General features: G+C 69.8%; 16 protein-coding genes and 1 riboswitch. Of the genes, 2 read left to right on the plus strand and 14 right to left on the minus strand.

The window, feature by feature from the left end; all coding sequences use genetic code 11:
- Positions 1–248 precede the first annotated feature (248 nt).
- The gene (locus E8D38_RS23875) at positions 249–725 is read right to left on the minus strand and encodes a hypothetical protein (protein ID WP_140636385.1); all 477 of its coding nucleotides are present in this window, start codon (positions 723–725) and stop codon (positions 249–251) included.
- Positions 726–748: 23 nt separating this feature from the next.
- Positions 749–1,042, minus strand: a complete 294-nt coding sequence (locus E8D38_RS23880; RefSeq protein WP_140636387.1) for a GYD domain-containing protein — start codon at positions 1,040–1,042, stop codon at positions 749–751.
- Between the two features lie 208 nt (positions 1,043–1,250).
- On the opposite strand from E8D38_RS23880, the gene E8D38_RS23885 reads away from it, so the two are divergent.
- A complete protein-coding gene (locus E8D38_RS23885) occupies positions 1,251–2,252 on the plus strand; it encodes a hypothetical protein (protein WP_140636389.1) in 1,002 nt (333 codons plus the stop codon).
- On the opposite strand, the gene E8D38_RS23890 is transcribed toward E8D38_RS23885, so the two are convergent.
- A complete protein-coding gene (locus tag E8D38_RS23890; protein ID WP_140636392.1) occupies positions 2,239–2,691 on the minus strand; it encodes a VOC family protein in 453 nt (150 codons plus the stop codon). The two genes, E8D38_RS23885 and E8D38_RS23890, sit on opposite strands and share 14 nt — an antisense overlap.
- Before the next feature lie 140 nt (positions 2,692–2,831).
- Positions 2,832–2,987, plus strand: a riboswitch (FMN riboswitch).
- Between the two features lie 115 nt (positions 2,988–3,102).
- On the opposite strand from E8D38_RS23890, the gene ribB reads away from it, so the two are divergent.
- Complete coding sequence (gene ribB / locus E8D38_RS23895; RefSeq protein ID WP_246099632.1) at positions 3,103–3,753, plus strand: 3,4-dihydroxy-2-butanone-4-phosphate synthase; 651 nt, start codon at positions 3,103–3,105, stop codon at positions 3,751–3,753.
- On the opposite strand, the gene E8D38_RS23900 is transcribed toward ribB, so the two are convergent.
- The 11 genes from E8D38_RS23900 to E8D38_RS23945 all read right to left on the minus strand — a co-directional run bounded on the left by E8D38_RS23900 (position 3,754) and on the right by E8D38_RS23945 (position 15,824).
- Entirely contained in the window at positions 3,754–4,569 is an 816-nt protein-coding gene (locus E8D38_RS23900; RefSeq protein WP_140636396.1) for a helix-turn-helix domain-containing protein, read from the minus strand.
- A gap of 86 nt (positions 4,570–4,655) precedes the next feature.
- Complete coding sequence (locus tag E8D38_RS28440) at positions 4,656–4,814, minus strand: hypothetical protein (RefSeq protein ID WP_181179394.1); 159 nt, start codon at positions 4,812–4,814, stop codon at positions 4,656–4,658.
- Positions 4,815–5,031: 217 nt separating this feature from the next.
- Positions 5,032–5,742, minus strand: a complete 711-nt coding sequence (locus E8D38_RS23905; protein WP_140636397.1) for a general secretion pathway protein GspB — start codon at positions 5,740–5,742, stop codon at positions 5,032–5,034.
- A gap of 17 nt (positions 5,743–5,759) precedes the next feature.
- Positions 5,760–7,514, minus strand: a complete 1,755-nt coding sequence (locus tag E8D38_RS23910; RefSeq protein WP_140636464.1) for an ExeA family protein — start codon at positions 7,512–7,514, stop codon at positions 5,760–5,762.
- A 59-nt stretch (positions 7,515–7,573) separates the two neighbouring features.
- Positions 7,574–8,422, minus strand: a complete 849-nt coding sequence (gene kynA / locus E8D38_RS23915; RefSeq protein ID WP_140636399.1) for a tryptophan 2,3-dioxygenase — start codon at positions 8,420–8,422, stop codon at positions 7,574–7,576.
- Positions 8,423–8,439: 17 nt separating this feature from the next.
- Complete coding sequence (gene kynU, locus E8D38_RS23920) at positions 8,440–9,699, minus strand: kynureninase (protein ID WP_140636401.1); 1,260 nt, start codon at positions 9,697–9,699, stop codon at positions 8,440–8,442.
- Positions 9,699–10,325: an arylformamidase gene (gene kynB, locus E8D38_RS23925; RefSeq protein WP_140636403.1), complete on the minus strand. Its 627-nt coding sequence runs from the start codon at positions 10,323–10,325 to the stop codon at positions 9,699–9,701. The genes kynU and kynB overlap by 1 nt, the downstream gene beginning before the upstream one ends.
- Positions 10,326–10,406: 81 nt before the next feature.
- Positions 10,407–12,194, minus strand: a complete 1,788-nt coding sequence (locus E8D38_RS23930; protein WP_246099633.1) for a vWA domain-containing protein — start codon at positions 12,192–12,194, stop codon at positions 10,407–10,409.
- A 129-nt stretch (positions 12,195–12,323) separates the two neighbouring features.
- Complete coding sequence (locus tag E8D38_RS23935; RefSeq protein WP_140636405.1) at positions 12,324–13,868, minus strand: Fic family protein; 1,545 nt, start codon at positions 13,866–13,868, stop codon at positions 12,324–12,326.
- A gap of 166 nt (positions 13,869–14,034) precedes the next feature.
- The gene (locus E8D38_RS23940) at positions 14,035–14,367 is read right to left on the minus strand and encodes a YkgJ family cysteine cluster protein (RefSeq protein WP_140636407.1); all 333 of its coding nucleotides are present in this window, start codon (positions 14,365–14,367) and stop codon (positions 14,035–14,037) included.
- Positions 14,364–15,824: a serine/threonine protein kinase gene (locus E8D38_RS23945; RefSeq protein WP_140636409.1), complete on the minus strand. Its 1,461-nt coding sequence runs from the start codon at positions 15,822–15,824 to the stop codon at positions 14,364–14,366. Before E8D38_RS23945 ends, E8D38_RS23940 begins: the two co-directional genes overlap by 4 nt.
- Positions 15,825–15,826 lie beyond the last annotated feature (2 nt).

The following is a 15,826-nucleotide window of genomic DNA, read 5'->3' on the forward strand; positions in this document are numbered from 1 at the left end:
CCTGGGGGCGCATGCCGTCGTTGCCGCCTCGTTGTGTGCAGTGAGCACACCGCCTCGGCGGCGCCTAGGCCTGCGCCCCCAGGGACCCAAGCGTGAGGCTCCAAATAGCGTTAACAGGCCCTAAACCGTTCGTGCGAGGTGGCCGCAAACTTTCCTCGGGAACGACCGGTGTGCTGGCTCTTTCGCTGTCAGGCCGCGGTCACTGGGAGGCGGTCGTCTCCCCGGGGTCCTTCTCCGCTGCCAGGTCCTCAGCGCACCCGCGCCGCGTTGTCCATCATCGACTTGGCAAAACCCCGGGCAGTCTGCGTGAGCACCGCCTCGACGATGCCGCGGCGGTCGGCGTCGGTGAGCCCCGGGTTCAGGAACTGCATGCTCGACAGGTAGGTGTGCTCCTGCAGGGCGCGGCCGTCGGGCAGCCGGCGCTGCAGGCCCATCAGCACGTACACGGCTTCGCGGCCATCGGCCGCCTGGTGGCGGTCGGCCAGCACGTGCACCGCATAGGCCTTGGGGCTGAAGCTGCGGTCGAACTCCGGCGGCAGGGCCTTGTTCACCGCCTGGCGCGCCTGCTCCTGGGTGAGCGGCACGTGGGTGAGGCTGACGTTGAGTTCGGCGGCGCCGCAGGGGGTGGTTGCGAACCCCAGCAGCAGAACAGCGAGGGAGGTGGCGGTCTTGAGGGCGTGAAGGCGGTTCATCGTGAGCGCGATCTCGGGCAGATGGGCGCTCACGATAGCCGATGCCGGCCAGGCGCCTACGCCACGCGGCCGAGGATCTCGTTCATCTCGTCGCGGGAGAACGCCCGCAGGGTCTGCGTGCGGATGTTGCCGGCCTGACCGATGCCCAGGCCGAACGCCGTCATCGCCTTGTCGTCGGGCGCGTCGAAGGTGCACACGACGTCGTAGTTGCCCAGCGTCCACAGCACGCTCTTCATCGTGATGCCAGCCTTGCGGGCGGCCGCCTCCACGGCCTCGGCGCGGTGTGTGGTTTCCTTGACGTTGCGGATGCCCTGTTCGGTGAAGTTGCAGAGCACGACATAGGTCGCCATGGGTCCCTCCTCGGTTCCAACAGAGCCCCTCGAACCGTCCTCCCGCCGCCGCGAGGCCTTGCGGCGGCACGGGATGCCTTTGCAGGAGAGAGTCCGGCCGCGAGTGCAGCGGCCGGCTCCTTGAGCTTAGGCCGCGAGGCGGCAAAGTCCAGCGGTGTTATGGTCGCGGCCGCTCGATGTCGAGTGCCGGTTGCGGAAGGAGCTCTCCATGCGTCGTGTCCCCATCGCCGGCCTGTGGCGGGGCCTGCTGCTGCTGGCGGCCCTGGCCTGCGTGGCCGCCCGCCCGGCATCTGCCGCAGACATCGCCTTTGCCGGCGGCGCCAGCCTGCGGCTGGCCAGCGTGGAGGAGGGGGCTGCTGCGCTGGGTGCGCGCGACGAATGGCTGCAGCTGTGCAGCGACTGGCACCGGGCCGCGCTGCTGCGCGGCCGCAAGCCCGACACCGAGGCGGCGCTGCAGGCCCTGCTGAGCCGCGCGGCGCTGGCGTGGACGCGCGAGGAAGCCTCGCGCATCGAAGCCTCGGCCCGCCGGCTGGCGCCGCGGTTCGAGGCGCTCGGCGTGCCGCTGCCCAGGCAGGTGCTGCTCATCAAGACCGACGGCAGCGAAAGCGCCGGCGCACCGCACACGCGCGGCGACGCGGTGATGCTGCCGGCCCGGGCGCTGCCGCCGGGCGAACAGGGGCTGGACTACCTGCTGGCGCACGAGCTGTTCCATGTGATGTCGCGCCGTTCGCCGGTGCTGGCCACGCGCCTGTATGCGCTCATCGGTTTCGAGCCGGCGCCGGAATTCATCTGGCCGCAGGAGCTGCAGGCAGTGCGCATCGTCAACCCGGACGCACCGCATCACCGGCATGCCATGCGCCTGCCGCGTGCCGAAGGCGGCGGCGACGTCTGGCTCATGCCCGTCCTGGTGGCCAAGCGGCCGGTGAGGTTCGAGGCCGGCGAGACCTTCTTCGACGTGATGGAACTCATGCTGGTCGAGGTGGTGTCCGAGGGCGGCGGCAGCCGTGCACGCCGCACGGCCGACGGCAAGCTGGCGACCGCCTCGCCTGCGCTGACCCGCGCCTACATGGACCGCCTGGGCGGCAACACCGGCTACGTGATCCACCCGGAAGAGACGATGGCCGACAACTTCGCCTTCCTCGCGGCCGGCATGCCGGTGCGGCAGCCGGCGCTGCTGCAGCGCATCGAGGCGGTGTTCAGGTCGCAGTGAGCAGCGCCGTGTAGCGCCGCTGCATTTCTTCGGGCGTCACCTCCTCGATCGAATGGCCCAGCAGCCATTCATGCCCGAACGGGTCGCGGATGCGGCAGGAGCGTTCGCCGTAGAACTCGTCGGCGGGCGGCCGCACCATCGTCGCGCCGGCAGCGATGGCCCGTTCGGCGGCCGCGTCGGCGTTGTCCAGGTGCAGGTGGATGACGTGCGGGTGGTGGCCGCCTTCGGCAGGGGCGCGGATGCCGTACTCGGGAAACTCGTCGCACAGCATCAGCACGGCCGGTCCGAGCTGCAGCTCGGCATGGCCGATGCGCCCGCTCGGCTCGGTGAGGCGGAAGCGTTCGGTGGCGCCGAAGGCCTGCTCGTAGAAACGGATCGCCGCGGCGGTGTCGCGCACGCAGAGGTAGGAAAACACTTCATGGATCACGGGGGCGGGCATCGTCGGGTCTCCTGTGATGAAAGTCCGTTGCGCAGGCTAGCGGGCGGGCAGGCGGCCGTCTTGTAGATTTTTTTGACGCCCCGGCGACAGCAGGGCGGCCCGGCCGCGGCTACGATGCGGCCGCCGGCGTCTTCGCCGGCACACGTCTTCAGGGCGGGGCGAAATTCCCCACCGGCGGTAAGTTGCCCCGCGCAACGAAGCCCGCGAGCGCTCCGGATGCGCCATGCGTCCGGAGGTCAGCAGACCTGGTGAGATGCCAGGGCCGACGGTCACAGTCCGGATGAAAGAAGATGTGCTGGGGTGCCCCTTGCCAACGCTCGGGCGGCGGATGCCGTGCGTGCGCGCGCAATGGCGCCCACGCGCGCCCTGAAACGTTTTTCGCCAACCTTTGTGATCGCGAGGAGCGTTTCAATGTCTGCAACTCTTGCTGTTCCCCAGGCGGTTTCGCACCGCAACCTCCCCCCACCGCTGCGACGTGCGGTACAGGCCCTGCAGCAGGGCCGCGCCGTCGTGCTGCTGGACGACGACGACCGTGAGAACGAGGCCGACCTCATCGTCGCGGCCGACCGGCTCACCCGCGCCTCCATGGCCATGCTGATCCGCGAATGCAGCGGCATCGTGTGCCTGTGCCTGCCCGACGAGCACATCCGCCGGCTCGGCCTCGTGCCGATGGTGACCCACAACGGCAGCCGCTACGGCACGGCCTTCACCGTGTCGATCGAGGCGCGCGAAGGCGTGAGCACCGGCGTCAGCGCGGCCGACCGGGTGACCACCATTCGCGCGGCCATCGCCGACGATGCGAGACCCGCCGACCTGGTGAGCCCGGGACATGTGTTCCCGCTGCGCGCGGCGCCGGGCGGCGTGCTCGAGCGGCGTGGCCACACCGAAGGCGCGGTGGATCTCGTCAGGCTGGCCGGGCTGAAACCGGCCGCGGTGCTGTGCGAACTCATGAACCCGGACGGCACCATGGCCCGCGGCAGCGATGTCGAACGCTTCGCGAAGCTGCACGACTTCCCGATGCTGACCATCGCCGAACTGGTTGCGTTTTTCAGTGACCAGTGATCAGTCACTGGGAACGTGCGAGGGCTGGGCCGGGGCGGCGGGGCGGTATTGCGAGGGAGCCAGGCCCGACAGTGCTCGGAACTCGTGCACCAGGTGGGCCTGGTCGTGGTATCCGGCGTCGGCGGCCAGCTCGGCCCAGTGGGTGATGTGTTCGCACGCGGCGGCCTTGAGCACCCTGCGGAAACGCAGCACGCGTGCATAGCGCTTCGGCGTGAGGCCCACGCTGGCGTTGAAGCCGGCGATGAAGCGGGCGGCCGAGAGGCCGCTCGCGGCCTGCAGCGATGCGATGCGGGCGCCGCCCCCGCTCGCATGCAGGGCGCGCAGGGCCTGCCGCACGGCAGCGTCGGGCAGCGCCCGCGGGTCGAGCCGTGCGCGCAGCGCAGCTTCCAGGCGGTCGAGCCGCTGCTGCGGTGACGCCGCGGCCAGCAGTTGCTCGCGCAGCCGGCGCGCCTCGGCACCCCACAAGTCTTCCAGGGCCACCGACTGCTCCGCCAGTTCGCCGGCAGGCAGGCCGAGCAGCGCCGCGGCGCCGCCCGCGCGGAAATGCACCCCCACCGCGAGCGAGCGGCGAGACGTGTCGATGACGAAGTGGCGTGTCCCGGCACCGGTGGCCAGCATCGCCGGCCAGCGGGTCCCGTGGCGGTCGGTGGCATCGGCGTAGCGGGTGATGTGTTCGCCGGCCAGGTGGATCACCAGGTCCACCCGCCCGGTAGGCAGCACCCGCTCGCGTGCATGCGGCTTGGGATCGCGCTCGACATGCCACAGGCATTCGATCAGGGCATCGAGCGGCGGTGCGGGCGTGCGGCGCATCAGCATGGCCGGGCCATGCTACGCCGAGGGAACAGGAAGAGGGGGAGTGGAGGCCGTGGCGGCGGGCGAACGGCCCGCCGCGATGCGCTGCCTCAGCGCTTCTGGTCGAGCTGGCGCGCGCGCGCCATGCTGCGGCGGTCACTGCCGATCGCGGGAATGTAGAACGGCTCGAACTTGCGGCCCTTGTCCGGCATGGGCTCGAAGCGCTGGTCCTTGCTCGGAGGCAGGTCGGTGGGCGGTGTCTTGGGCATGGTGCAAACCTCTTGCCGGTGTCGGCTCAGGCACAACGGACGTTATCCGGCATTGGATGACACGGGCACCGTGACAACTCGCATCCGTTGTAGTTTTGCGTGCCGCATGCCGCACTGATGTCGCAATGCGTCGCCGCATGGCGACGGATCGTGCGGTCGGTGCGTCGCCATGCGGCGACACCGTCATCTGCGCGAGCGCTGGGCGTGGCCGGGGCGCTCAGTACCCGATCTCGTAGCGGTAGTCCTTGTAGCGCAGCACCGCCGACTTGAGCTTGATCTGTTCGAGCACCAGGCCGGGCAGCGGCTTGTCGCCCTCGTGGACGATCGAGCCGTTGATGACGACGAAGCGCCTGGCCGGGTCTTCCGAATACACCGATCCGCCGATCGTCAACTGCGGCAGCTCGCGCTGGATGTGGCCTGGCAGTTCGTGCCGGGCATGGATGCGGCCGCCGCCTGCATCGGCGGGCTGCTGCGCAGACGCCGGTGCGGGGGGCGCGGCGGTGGCTGCAGCGGCCTTGGGATGATGCGGCTGCGGCGCCGGCGGCTCGGCAGCCAGCCGCAGCGGCGGTGCCGGCTCCAGCGCGGGCGCGACCGCGGCGCCTTGCGGCGGCTGGGGCTGCGGGGTAGCCGGGGGGGATAGCGCCGCAGGCGGTTGTGCCGCCGGCAACGGCGCCGCGGCAACGGCCGGCGCAAGCGGCCCGGGATGCGGTTCAGCACGGCCGAGCAGCTGCCACAGCAGCCAGGCGATCAGGGCCAGCAGCAGGACCACCACCAACCAGACGATCGTCGGCGTGCCACGCCGCCCCGTCTCGCCATCGGTGTCGGCATCGTCGGCCACGGCCGGCACCGGCTGCGCATGGATGCCGGGCACCGCGCCGCGCTCGCGTTCAGAGTCGGCCCGTCTCAAGGCATCGAGGATGTAGGACATGCGGGATCTCTCGTGCGTCAGTTCGAGGCCGTCTCGACCTGCAGCTGCGGCTCTTCGACGCCGGTCGCGCGGTTGAGCAGCATCAAGGTCACGGGGCCGGCCACGCCGTCGGGCCGGAGCCCCTGCGCGAGCTGGAAGGTGTGCAGGCGGGCCTTCATCGCGGCATCCATCACGGCCTGGCCGGTCGCAGGCGCGGGCTGGCCTTCGAAGCGTGCCAGACGGGTGGCCAGCCATTGAGCGGCCGGGCCCGAGTCGCCGTCGGCGATCTTGCGGGCCCAGGCCGGCGGCGTACGCCACAGCGTGGCGAACTCTCCGCGCCACACGCTGGCCAGCGAACTGAGCGGCAGCGTGTGCGAGACGCCGCCGCTGCGCAGGGTCGCGCTCTGTTTGGTGAGGCCGGTGAGCAGCACGTAGACCGGCTTGTCCTGCTCGTCGCGCAGGGTGAGGATGCCCGGGCGGTCGAGCTGGCGCACCAGCGCCAGGCCGCCGCTGCCCCTGAAACACTGCAGCTGCCGGCGCGCCACGGCCTCGCACGGGGCCGGTTCGCCGGCGGCCAGCGGCAGCTGCCACAACGAAGCCAGTTCACGCCAGGCTTCCTTCTCGTCGCGCTGCTGCGGCTTGAACGTCGATGCGGGCGCCGAGCCGGCGGCGGCAGGCACGGCGGAGGCCGCCACCGGCACCGCGCTGGCCGCAGCCACTGCCACTGCCACTGCCACCGTCGGCCGCACCACGGCGGACGCTGAAGCCGCGACGGCCGACGCGGCTGCCGAAGCCGCAGCAGCAGCCGGTGCCGCATTCGCGACGGCCGCGCTGCCTGGGGCCGTGCCGCGGTCCATGGCCCAGCTCACGATGCCTAACAGCGCCGCGCCGGCCACGAGGCCCAGCCCGCCCAGGGCTGCGATGCGGCCGTAGCCGAAAGCCGCCCAGGCGGGTGCGGCCGGCGGCGGCTCGACGATGCCGAAGACTTCCCTGGCGGCCTTTTCGACCACTTCGCGATCGACCCGGTTGCGCCCGCTTGCGTAGGCGCCCAGCAGCGCCCGATCGCACAGCAGGTTGATGCGCCGTGGAATGCCGCGCGACAGCTGGTGGATGCGCTGCCGGGCCTGGCGGTCGAAGGGCATGGAGGTGGTGAGGCCGGCCACCCCCAGGCGGTGGCGCACGTACTGCGCGGTTTCCCGCTCGGAGAGCGCTTCGAGGTGGAACCGGGCGATCACCCGCTGTGCCAGCTGCTCGAGCTCGGGCCGCGCGAGCATGGTGCGCAGCTCGGGCTGGCCGATCAGGATGATCTGCAGCAGCTTGCGTTCGTTGGTCTCGAGGTTGGTGAGCAGCCGCAGCTGCTCCAGCACGTCGGCCGAGAGGTTCTGCGCCTCGTCGATGATGAGCACGTTGTTCTGCCCGACCGCATGGGTCTTGAGCAGGAACTCGTTGAGCGGGTCGAGGTAGTCCTTGATGGTGGCGACGCCCGGGCCGTCGTGGTGCACCGGGATGCGGAACTCGTCGCAGATGCTCTTGAGCAGCTCCTCGACCGTGAGCTTGGGGTTGAAGATGTAGGCGACGTTGCAGCGCTTGGGGATCTTCTCCAGGAAGCAGCGGCACACGGTGGTCTTGCCCGCGCCGATCTCGCCGGACAGCAGCACGAAACCGCCGCCGCCGCGCAGGCCGTACAGCAGATGGGCGAGCGCCTCGCGGTGCCGCTCGCTCATGAACAGGTAGCGAGGGTCGGGCGCGATGGAGAAGGGCTCGTGCTGGAGACCGAAGAACTGCGCGTACATAAGCCGCGAGGATACGTCCACGCGCAGGGTTTTCGTGCCGGGTTGAACGCGGGGCCGCGCTACAGGTCGGTTCGCAGCTTCCAGATCTCAGGGAACAGCACCACGTCGAGCATCTTGCGCAGGTAGCCCACGCCGGAGGTGCCGCCGGTGCCGCGCTTGAAGCCGATGACCCGCTCCACCGTGGTCACATGGCGGAAGCGCCACAGCCGGAAGGCGTCTTCCAGGTCGGTGAGCTCCTCGCCCAGCTGGTAGAGGTCCCAGTGCTGCTCGGGGTTGCGGTACACGGTGAGCCAGGCCTGCTCGACTTCGGTGCTTTCGGCATAGGGCTGGGTCCAGTCGCGCTGCGTGTGGGTGGCCGGCACCGGCAGCCCGCGGCGGGCCAGCAGGCGCAGCGACTCGTCGTACAGCGAGGGGGCCTCGTAGGCGGCCTGCACCTCCGCCAGCCGCAGCGCGCTGTGCGCATGGGGCTTGAGCATCGCGGCGTTCTTGTTGCCCAGGGCGAACTCGACACAACGGTATTGCCAGCTCTGGAAGCCGCTGCTGTTGCTGAGATAGGGCCGGATGGCCGAATACTCCGGCGGCGTCATCGTGGCCAGCACGTCCCAGGCATGCACCAACTGTTCCATGATCTTCGACACGCGCGCCAGCATCTTGAAGGCTGGCGGCAGCTCGTCGTTCGCCACCGCGGCGATGGCGGCGCGCAGCTCGTGGAGCATCAGCTTCATCCAGAGTTCCGAGGTCTGGTGCTGCACGATGAAGAGCATCTCGTTGTGCTCGGGCGACAGCGGCTTCTGCGCGGAAAGGATCTGGTCGAGCTGCAGGTAGTCGCCGTAGCTCATGTCCTTCGAGAAGTCGAGCTGGGCCTTCTCGTCGTGGACGATCTGTTCGGAGGTCTTGTTCGGGTTCATGTCTTCGGGTGGCTGCGTCAGGTCACGGCGGCGCGCTGGTTGAAGCGGGCTTCGCGCCACTCCTCTTTCTCGAGCACCTGCACGAAGTGCTCCACCGCATCCCACACGTCGGCGTGGCTGGTGTACAGCGGCGTGAAGCCGAAGCGCAGCACGTCGGGCGCACGGAAGTCGCCGATCACGCCGCGGGCGATGAGCGCCTGCACCATGGCATAGCCGCCGCTCTCGTGCGCGAAGCACACCTGGCTGCCGCGGATGCCGGCGTCGCGCGGTGAAGCGAGGGAAAGGCCGTGACCCTGGCAGCGCGACTCGACCAGCTCGATGAACAGCTCGGTGAGCGCGATGGACTTGCGGCGCAGGGCGGCCAGCCCTCCCAGCGGCTGCGCGGCCAGCAGCGTATCGACGCCGCATTCCAGCGCCGCTAGCGAAATGACCGGCGGCGTGCCGCACAGGTAGCGGGTGATGCCGGTGGCCGGCCGGTACTCCGGCGTGAACTCGAACGGTTCGGCATGACCCATCCAGCCCGACAGCGGCTGCCAGAATCGGCCGGCATGGCGCGGGTGGGCCCACACGAAGGCCGGAGCCCCCGGGCCGCCGTTCAGGTACTTGTAGCCGCAGCCCACCGCGAAGTCGGCGTCCGCGCCTGTCAGGTCGACCGGGATGGCACCGGCCGAATGGCACAGGTCCCACACCACCAGCGCACCGGCCCGGTGGGCCGCGGCGGTGAGGGCGGCCATGTCGTGCACGCGGCCGGTGCGGTAGTTCACCTGGGTGAGCATCAGCACGGCGAGGCGCTCGTTCAGGTGCGCGGCGATCTCGTCGGGCTCCACCAGCACGAGCTCGTAGCCCTGCGAGCGGGCCAGGCCCTCGGCGATGTAGAGGTCGGTGGGGAAGTTGCTGCGCTCCGAGACGATCACGTTGCGCTCGGGCGCGTCCTCGTCGGTGATGCGCAGCGCCGCGGTCAGCACCTTGAACAGGTTCACCGAGGTGGAATCGGCCACCACCAGCTCGCCGGGGCCGGCGCCCACCAGCTGCGCGATCTTGTCGCCCACGCGTTGCGGCAGGTGGATCCAGCCGGCCGTGTTCCAGCTCTTGATGAGGTCGCGGCCCCATTCGTCCTGCACCACCTGCGCCACGCGTTGCGGCGTGGCTCTCGGCATCACGCCCAGCGAGTTGCCGTCGAGGTAGATCGTGCCCTCGGGCAGGTCGAACAGGTCGCGCAGCTCGCGCAAGGGGTCGGCGGCGTCGCGCGCCAGGCAGTCTTGTCTTGTGGTGGTCATCAGAGTTCTCGAAGGACAGCCCGCACGGGGCTTGCGTCGCAGGTCACGAGCTTCAGGGGCAGGGCGATCAGCTCATAGTCGCCTTCGGGCACCTCGTCGAGCACGAGGTTCTCGAGCACGCGCACGTCGCGCCGGCGGATCACCTGGTGGCTGTCGAGCGTCTTGCTGTCGGCCGGGTCGATGCTGGCGGTGTCGATGCCGACCAGGCGCACGCCCAGGTCGGCCAGGCGTTCGAGGGCGGCGGGTGCATACGCGGCGAGCTGCGTGTCGAAGCGGTCGAGCGGTGCATGCAGGTAGGTGCGCACGAGCACCCGGGGCGGCAGATCTTCGAGCGCATGCTCGATGTGATGCCACTCGACGAGCGGTCCGCGGCCGATGCAGTGGATCACCCGGCACCGCCCCAGGTAGGGCGCGAGGTCCACTGCGCCGATGGCGGCGCCGGCGTCGTCGTAGTGCAGCGGTGCGTCGGCATGCGCGCCCACGTGCGGCGTCAGCGTGATGGCGCTCACGTTGACCGGGCAGCCGGGCCCGATGGTCGCCACGAAGCGCTGCTGGTAGGCCGTGTCGCCGGGGAACACCGGCGAGGCCTCGCTGACGGGGGGCGAAATGTCCCAGAGCTTTTTCATGGCCGGCACCGTAGCACCGGCTTTTGGGTCGTGGTGTCGGTTAATTCCAACGACCGCGCGAGTTCCGATAGTTCTCCGATCTCACCGGCTCGGGGGCGCAGCAAATTCGGCGATCGGGGGCGTGTCGTTGCCGCCGCGCCGGGCCAGCAGCGCCGAGGTTTCTCGCACCAGCGCCACGAACTCGGCACGCTGGCCGTGCGGGTCGCGGCCCAGCGATGCGGCAGCGAGCCTGGCGCTGTCGTCGAGCGTCCAGCGGCCGGTGTAGGCACTGCCGGCCAGCACCTGCGCATAGCCGGCCACCGCGGCGGCGAAGCGCAGGTCGGTCGAGGCCTGCTCGAAGGCCTCGGGCTTGGCGTCGACCGGCTGCTCGATCAGCGCGCTGGTGTCGCTGCCCGGGGCCTTGTAGCGAATGCGCAGCCAGGCCAGCTCGTTCGTCCTGCCAGCGGCTGCGGCCTCGATGCGGTTGGCCGGATAGCGCCGCTGCGGCAGCAGGCCGGCCTGGCCCTGCAGCGTGACCTCGTAGAGCGCCGTCACATGGTGGCCGGCACCGATGTCGCCGGCATCGACGCGGTCGTTGGCGAAGTCTTCCTCGCGCAGCGCACGGTTGTCGTACCCGATGAGCCGGTATTCCTTCACCACCGCCGGGTTGAACTCGAGCTGCAGCTTCACGTCTGCGGCCACCGTGGCCAGCGTGGAGCGGAACTCGTGCACCAGCACCTTGCGCGCCTCGGCCACGGTGTCAAGGAAGGAATACTTGCCGTCGCCCACGTCGGCCACCGCTTCCATCAGCGCGTCGTTGTAGCTCGCATGGCCCACGCCCAAGGTGGACAGCCCGATGCCGCTCCTGCGCTCGGCCGCGACGATCTCCTTGAGCTGGTCGATGTTGGTGACGCCGACGTTGAAGTCGCCGTCGGTGGCCAGCAGGATGCGGTTGATGCCGCCCTGGATGTAGCCCTGGCGCGCCTGCTGGTAGGCCAGCCGCAGGCCCGAGGCACCGGCCGTGCTGCCGCCGGCCTGCAGGGCTTCGATCGCCTCCCGGATGCGGGTCTTCTCGTGGCCGGGCGTGGACGGCAGCGCCACCCGGGTGCTGCCCGCATAGGTGACGATGGCGACGCGGTCCTGCTCGCGCAATTGCTCCACGAAGGCCAGCATCGCCTCCTTCACCAGCGGCAGGCTCTGCGGGATGTTCATCGAGCCCGACACGTCGATCAGCAGCACCAGGTTGGCCGGCGGCAGCGTGTCCTGCGCCGGGTCGGCGGCCTGGATGCCGATGCGCAGCAGGTGGTTGCCGGCCTTCCAGGGGCTGGGCGCGAGTTCGGTGCGCACCGCGAACGGCAGCTTGGAGCCCAGCGCCTCCGGGCGCGGGTCGTCATAGCTGAAGTAGTTGAGCATCTCCTCGGCACGCACCGCCGCCGCCGGCACCGAGGCGCCGCGGCGCACGAGGCCGCGCACGCTGCTGTAGGAGCCGGTGTCCACGTCGATCGAGAAGGTCGACACCGGCGCTTGTGCCACGCGCCGGACGGGATGGGCCGGTGCTGCGCGCGTGGTGATGCCGGTGTAGCTTGCGTCGCGCTCCATGGCCGGGGCGGGCGGTGCGATCGCGATGCCCCCGGTGATGGCCGGTGTCGCAGCAGGCGCCTGATGGGCTTGCGACAGCGGCGAGGTACGGGCCTCCTTGGCCGAGGCCTCGCGCCGGGTGCGCTCGCTTTCGTCGCGGCGCGCTTCGGCTGCGGCCGCGACCCTGCTTTCGGCGACCGGCGGCGTGTTCGCCGGGCTGCCGTCGCCCCGCATGTCGGAAGTCGAGCAGGCGACCAGGGCGGCAGCGATCAACGCGGCAAGGCCGCGTATCGGTGTGGAGTGAGAGGGCATGGGTGGCGTCCTTTCTTCGTTCAGTCGGTCAGGCGGGCGGTGCCGGCGGGCATCGTTGCCTGCTGAAACGGTGGACGTGTGGAAACGGGGTTAGCCGTGGGCGCTGTACGCTGTCAGCGTGCGGCCCGATCACTCGATGATGGGCACTGGATCCCGGTCCTCGAACGCGGACTGCACGGCCTCGACGAGTCGAAGGGCCAGCGCCTTGTCGAGCAGTACCGGATACTCTTTCAAGAGCTTGCCCGAGACCCCCCAGCCACCTTCCTTGATGGAACGGATCATGCGAACGGCGTCCGCATCGGGCATCTCCAGCACCTCCTTGATGCGTTGCTGGGCGAGCTGGAAACGCACCAGAACGCGCGCTTCGTCGGCCATCTCGTGGCGAATCGTGTGGGCCACGAGCTGGGCCGTGTAGATCACATGCTCCGTGAGATCCGGATGGCGCCAGGCAAAGCTGGCGTCTTCGTAGGCGTCGAACACGAGGTTCGACCGTACCCCGTCTTCGCACGTGAGCATTTCGCCGAATCGGCAGGCCGTGTCGTATCGCCGCATGAACGGACGCGAAAAGAGCTCGAGCGCCCGGTCGTACCCGTGGCCAAACTCACGTACTGCGGTGATGGTTGCCGATATCGGGAGGATCACCCCGGCCGGAATGGCCCTGTCTCGCTGCAATGTGTCGTTGATGAGGAAGCGGTGGATGCGCCCGTTGCCGTCGCTCATGGGATGGATGTAGACGAAGCCGAAGGCGATGGCAGCCGCTCGCGCCAAGGCTTCCCGGCCGCGAGTCGCTCGTTCGAACGCCCTGAGGCCGTCCAGCATCGCATCGAGCGCAGCGAAGTGCGGGCCGATGTAGTGAACGATGTCCTCGCGAATCGTGGCCTGGCCCACGAAGACCGGAGATCGGCGCAGGCCGCGGCGAAGCACTGTCTCGCCAAGGATGCCTGTCTGGAGCGCGGTGAGACTGTCGTGGCTCAGTGGCTCTTCAAGCTTGCCGCAGTGCTCGGCCATGACATGCGCGAACCGTTTGATGCGGTCGGTCTGGTCGGCCTCGCGCTCGATCAGGAAGCTTGCTCGTGACTCCTTGAACGTGAGCCAGGTTGCGGCACGCATCAACACGTCTTCACCGAACTGGCGATCAAGTTCCGCGATCGCCCCGGCCGGGTCGAATTGCAGCGCCTGTCGCAGGGGCTCCGTGCGACGGATCACGGGGCAGAACGCAGGGGTCCCCGGCAAGTTGTTGTTGATGCGCCAGCGCCGGTCGCGAATGGCATGGACGCTCGTCAGGTAGGCGTCGCTCGGCAGCGCGTCGACGTACGTTCCTCCGGCGAGGTCCGGGACGTCCAGCCGCTGCCCGGTGAGCCACTCGTAGAGAAAGCCGGCGCGGCGTGCGTACTGCCCGAACGGTTCTGCTCGGCACCACTGCTCGAGCGGGGCAGGCCCGGAGGCGGCGAACAGTCGCGCAAAGAATTCGAGGTGGATCTCCTCGTACTTCAGGCCGAACTCGAAGTGCCCGGCGAATGTGTCCTCCGGACGGTAGACGCTTGGGAACTGGTTCTGGATGAGTTCCGCCGACTCTCGGCTGCTGCGCGTCCTGCCAATGACGGATGCCACCCGTAAGGGCTGCACCGGAGCGATGCCGAACTGAGCCTCCAAAGCTTTGAAGCCGATCTGCATGTTACGAAATACGCCTGCGGTTCGCGAAAAACGATGACGGTGTGCCGCGGCAGTCAAAAAGAAGTGACGGCGAATGGTTACATAAATATGAGCACGAGGAAAGAAAACAGATGACAGCTGCGCCTGGCAACGAAAAAGCGCTTGGAAACTGATCCGTTGCGGGCGACTACACCGGTTGAGTGAGCGGCGGCAACCCATGGCGCGCACGGGCGCGATCGCAGGCCTCGTCGCCACGGCCCAGTGGCGCCAGCATGCCGAACTCGCGGCACGGTCCGGGGCGCCATTCGTAGATGCCGCAGCCGGCGCGTTCGCCCACGGTGCCCACCAGCGCGGCACAGCGGGGGCGTGCGTGGTCGGTGCCTCGCATGCGGCAGGTCGACTCGGTCACCTCGACCGCAAGGCCGTCGGGCACGTGGCCGCCTTGGCTTTGCAGCTCGTCGCGGGCGAAGTCCACCCGGAAGCTGGCGCAGCAGGCGCCGCAGGTGAGGCACGGGTTCATGGCGCGGAGCCCCTGTCGGGATCGTGTGCTGCGCGCACGACGGTGACGGTGCATTCGGCCGCCGCCGACACCTCGGAAGACACGCTGCCCAGGTAGCGCCGCAGGGTGGAGGCGCCGCGCGCCCCGATGATGATGTGGTCCACCTGGTTGCGCTGTGCGTAGCCCAGCAGCGCGCCGGCGATGTCGGGCGACTCCAGCACCTGGCAGGTCACGCGGTGGTCCTCGCGCCAGCCGAGTGCCTCGCGCAGGCCGTGCGCCCAGTGCTTGAGCTCGATGAGGCGCTGCATGTGCAGGTGGCGGCCCTGCGCATCGACGGTCTCGTCCATGCCGATGAGGTTGGTCTTGAGCACGCTCACGCAGGCGAGCCGCGCCGACGGCAGGCCGCCGAGCAGCCGCAGCGCGTTGTCACGCAGCGCCGCCGAAAGCTGCGGCGACGCCGAGGTGTCCACCGCCGCCATGACCACCGGGTTGCGCTCGACCTGCGTCTGGACGGCCTGCTGCCGTACCGGCTCGGCGCCCGCGGCCTGCCACCAGCGCTTCATGCGGCTCCAGCGGCTGGCCGCCTGCAGGCGTTCGGCGCGCGGGGTCAGTTCGACCTCCGCCGGGTTCTGCAGGTCGAAGGCCAGGTGCGCCGCGGTGGCATAGCGGCGCTCGGCCTGCACCTCCAGGCAGCGCAGCACGACCTCCTGCAGCCACGGCGGGCAGTCGGGCCGCAGCGCCCGCGGCGGCACAGGCTCGGTGTAGAGCCGCTCGCGCAGCCCGCGAACGCTGGTGGGCGCGCCGAACGGCCGCTCGCCGGTGAGCAGGTGGTAGAGCATCACGCCCAGGGAGAACAGGTCGCTGCGCGGCTCGTCGCGCACGAACTGCACCTGTTCGGGCGACATGTAGGGGCCGGTGCCCAGCGGCAGCAGGAACTCCTCGTCCAGCAGGTCGGGCAGCTGGTCGTGGTGGGACAGGCCGAAGTCGATCAGGACCGCCTCGCCGCTCGGGCGGAACATCACGTTGCTCGGCTTCACGTCGAGGTGGATGACGTGCTGCCGGTGCAGCTCGTGCAGCGCCTGCGCGACGCGCACGCCGATGTCGACCACCTCCGCCAGCGGCAGCGGCGCGGCATCGAGCCGAGGCCGCAGCGACTCGCCGGCGATGCGTTCCATCACGAGGTAGGGGCGGCGCGTGTAGTCGCCGCGGGCGATGAAGCGCGGCACGTGCGGGCCCTGCAGCCGCGGCAGGATCATCTGCTCGACCTCGAAGCCGACGATGGCCGAGGCATCGTCGCCGTCGCGCAGGTGGGGCGTCTTCATCAGCATCGGCAGGTCGTGCTGGGGGTGCGTGACGCTCCACAGCGTGGCCATGCCGCCCTGGTGGAGGCGTTCGCCGAGCACGAAGCCGTCGACCACGGCGCCCGGCTCGAACACCACGCCGGCTGACGTGTCGAGGCCGACCGCGCCGTTCGTCATGT

Origin of the sequence: Methylibium rhizosphaerae (genome assembly GCF_006386545.1) — a bacterium.
Classification (GTDB): Bacteria; Pseudomonadota; Gammaproteobacteria; order Burkholderiales; family Burkholderiaceae_C; genus Pseudorivibacter; species Pseudorivibacter rhizosphaerae.

Coding starts and splice junctions, on each gene's coding strand:
- E8D38_RS23880 (WP_140636387.1), bottom strand. CDS start 1,042: ATGGCGACCTATGTCGTGCTCTGCAACTTCACCGAACAGGGCATCCGC.
- E8D38_RS23885 (WP_140636389.1), top strand. CDS start 1,251: ATGCGTCGTGTCCCCATCGCCGGCCTGTGGCGGGGCCTGCTGCTGCTG.
- E8D38_RS23890 (WP_140636392.1), bottom strand. CDS start 2,691: ATGCCCGCCCCCGTGATCCATGAAGTGTTTTCCTACCTCTGCGTGCGC.
- ribB (WP_246099632.1), top strand. CDS start 3,103: ATGTCTGCAACTCTTGCTGTTCCCCAGGCGGTTTCGCACCGCAACCTC.
- E8D38_RS23900 (WP_140636396.1), bottom strand. CDS start 4,569: ATGCTGATGCGCCGCACGCCCGCACCGCCGCTCGATGCCCTGATCGAA.
- E8D38_RS28440 (WP_181179394.1), bottom strand. CDS start 4,814: ATGCCCAAGACACCGCCCACCGACCTGCCTCCGAGCAAGGACCAGCGC.
- E8D38_RS23905 (WP_140636397.1), bottom strand. CDS start 5,742: ATGTCCTACATCCTCGATGCCTTGAGACGGGCCGACTCTGAACGCGAG.
- E8D38_RS23910 (WP_140636464.1), bottom strand. CDS start 7,514: ATGTACGCGCAGTTCTTCGGTCTCCAGCACGAGCCCTTCTCCATCGCG.
- kynA (WP_140636399.1), bottom strand. CDS start 8,422: ATGAACCCGAACAAGACCTCCGAACAGATCGTCCACGACGAGAAGGCC.
- kynU (WP_140636401.1), bottom strand. CDS start 9,699: ATGACCACCACAAGACAAGACTGCCTGGCGCGCGACGCCGCCGACCCC.
- kynB (WP_140636403.1), bottom strand. CDS start 10,325: ATGAAAAAGCTCTGGGACATTTCGCCCCCCGTCAGCGAGGCCTCGCCG.
- E8D38_RS23930 (WP_246099633.1), bottom strand. CDS start 12,194: ATGCCCTCTCACTCCACACCGATACGCGGCCTTGCCGCGTTGATCGCT.
- E8D38_RS23935 (WP_140636405.1), bottom strand. CDS start 13,868: ATGCAGATCGGCTTCAAAGCTTTGGAGGCTCAGTTCGGCATCGCTCCG.
- E8D38_RS23940 (WP_140636407.1), bottom strand. CDS start 14,367: ATGAACCCGTGCCTCACCTGCGGCGCCTGCTGCGCCAGCTTCCGGGTG.
- E8D38_RS23945 (WP_140636409.1), bottom strand. CDS start 15,824: ATGACGAACGGCGCGGTCGGCCTCGACACGTCAGCCGGCGTGGTGTTC.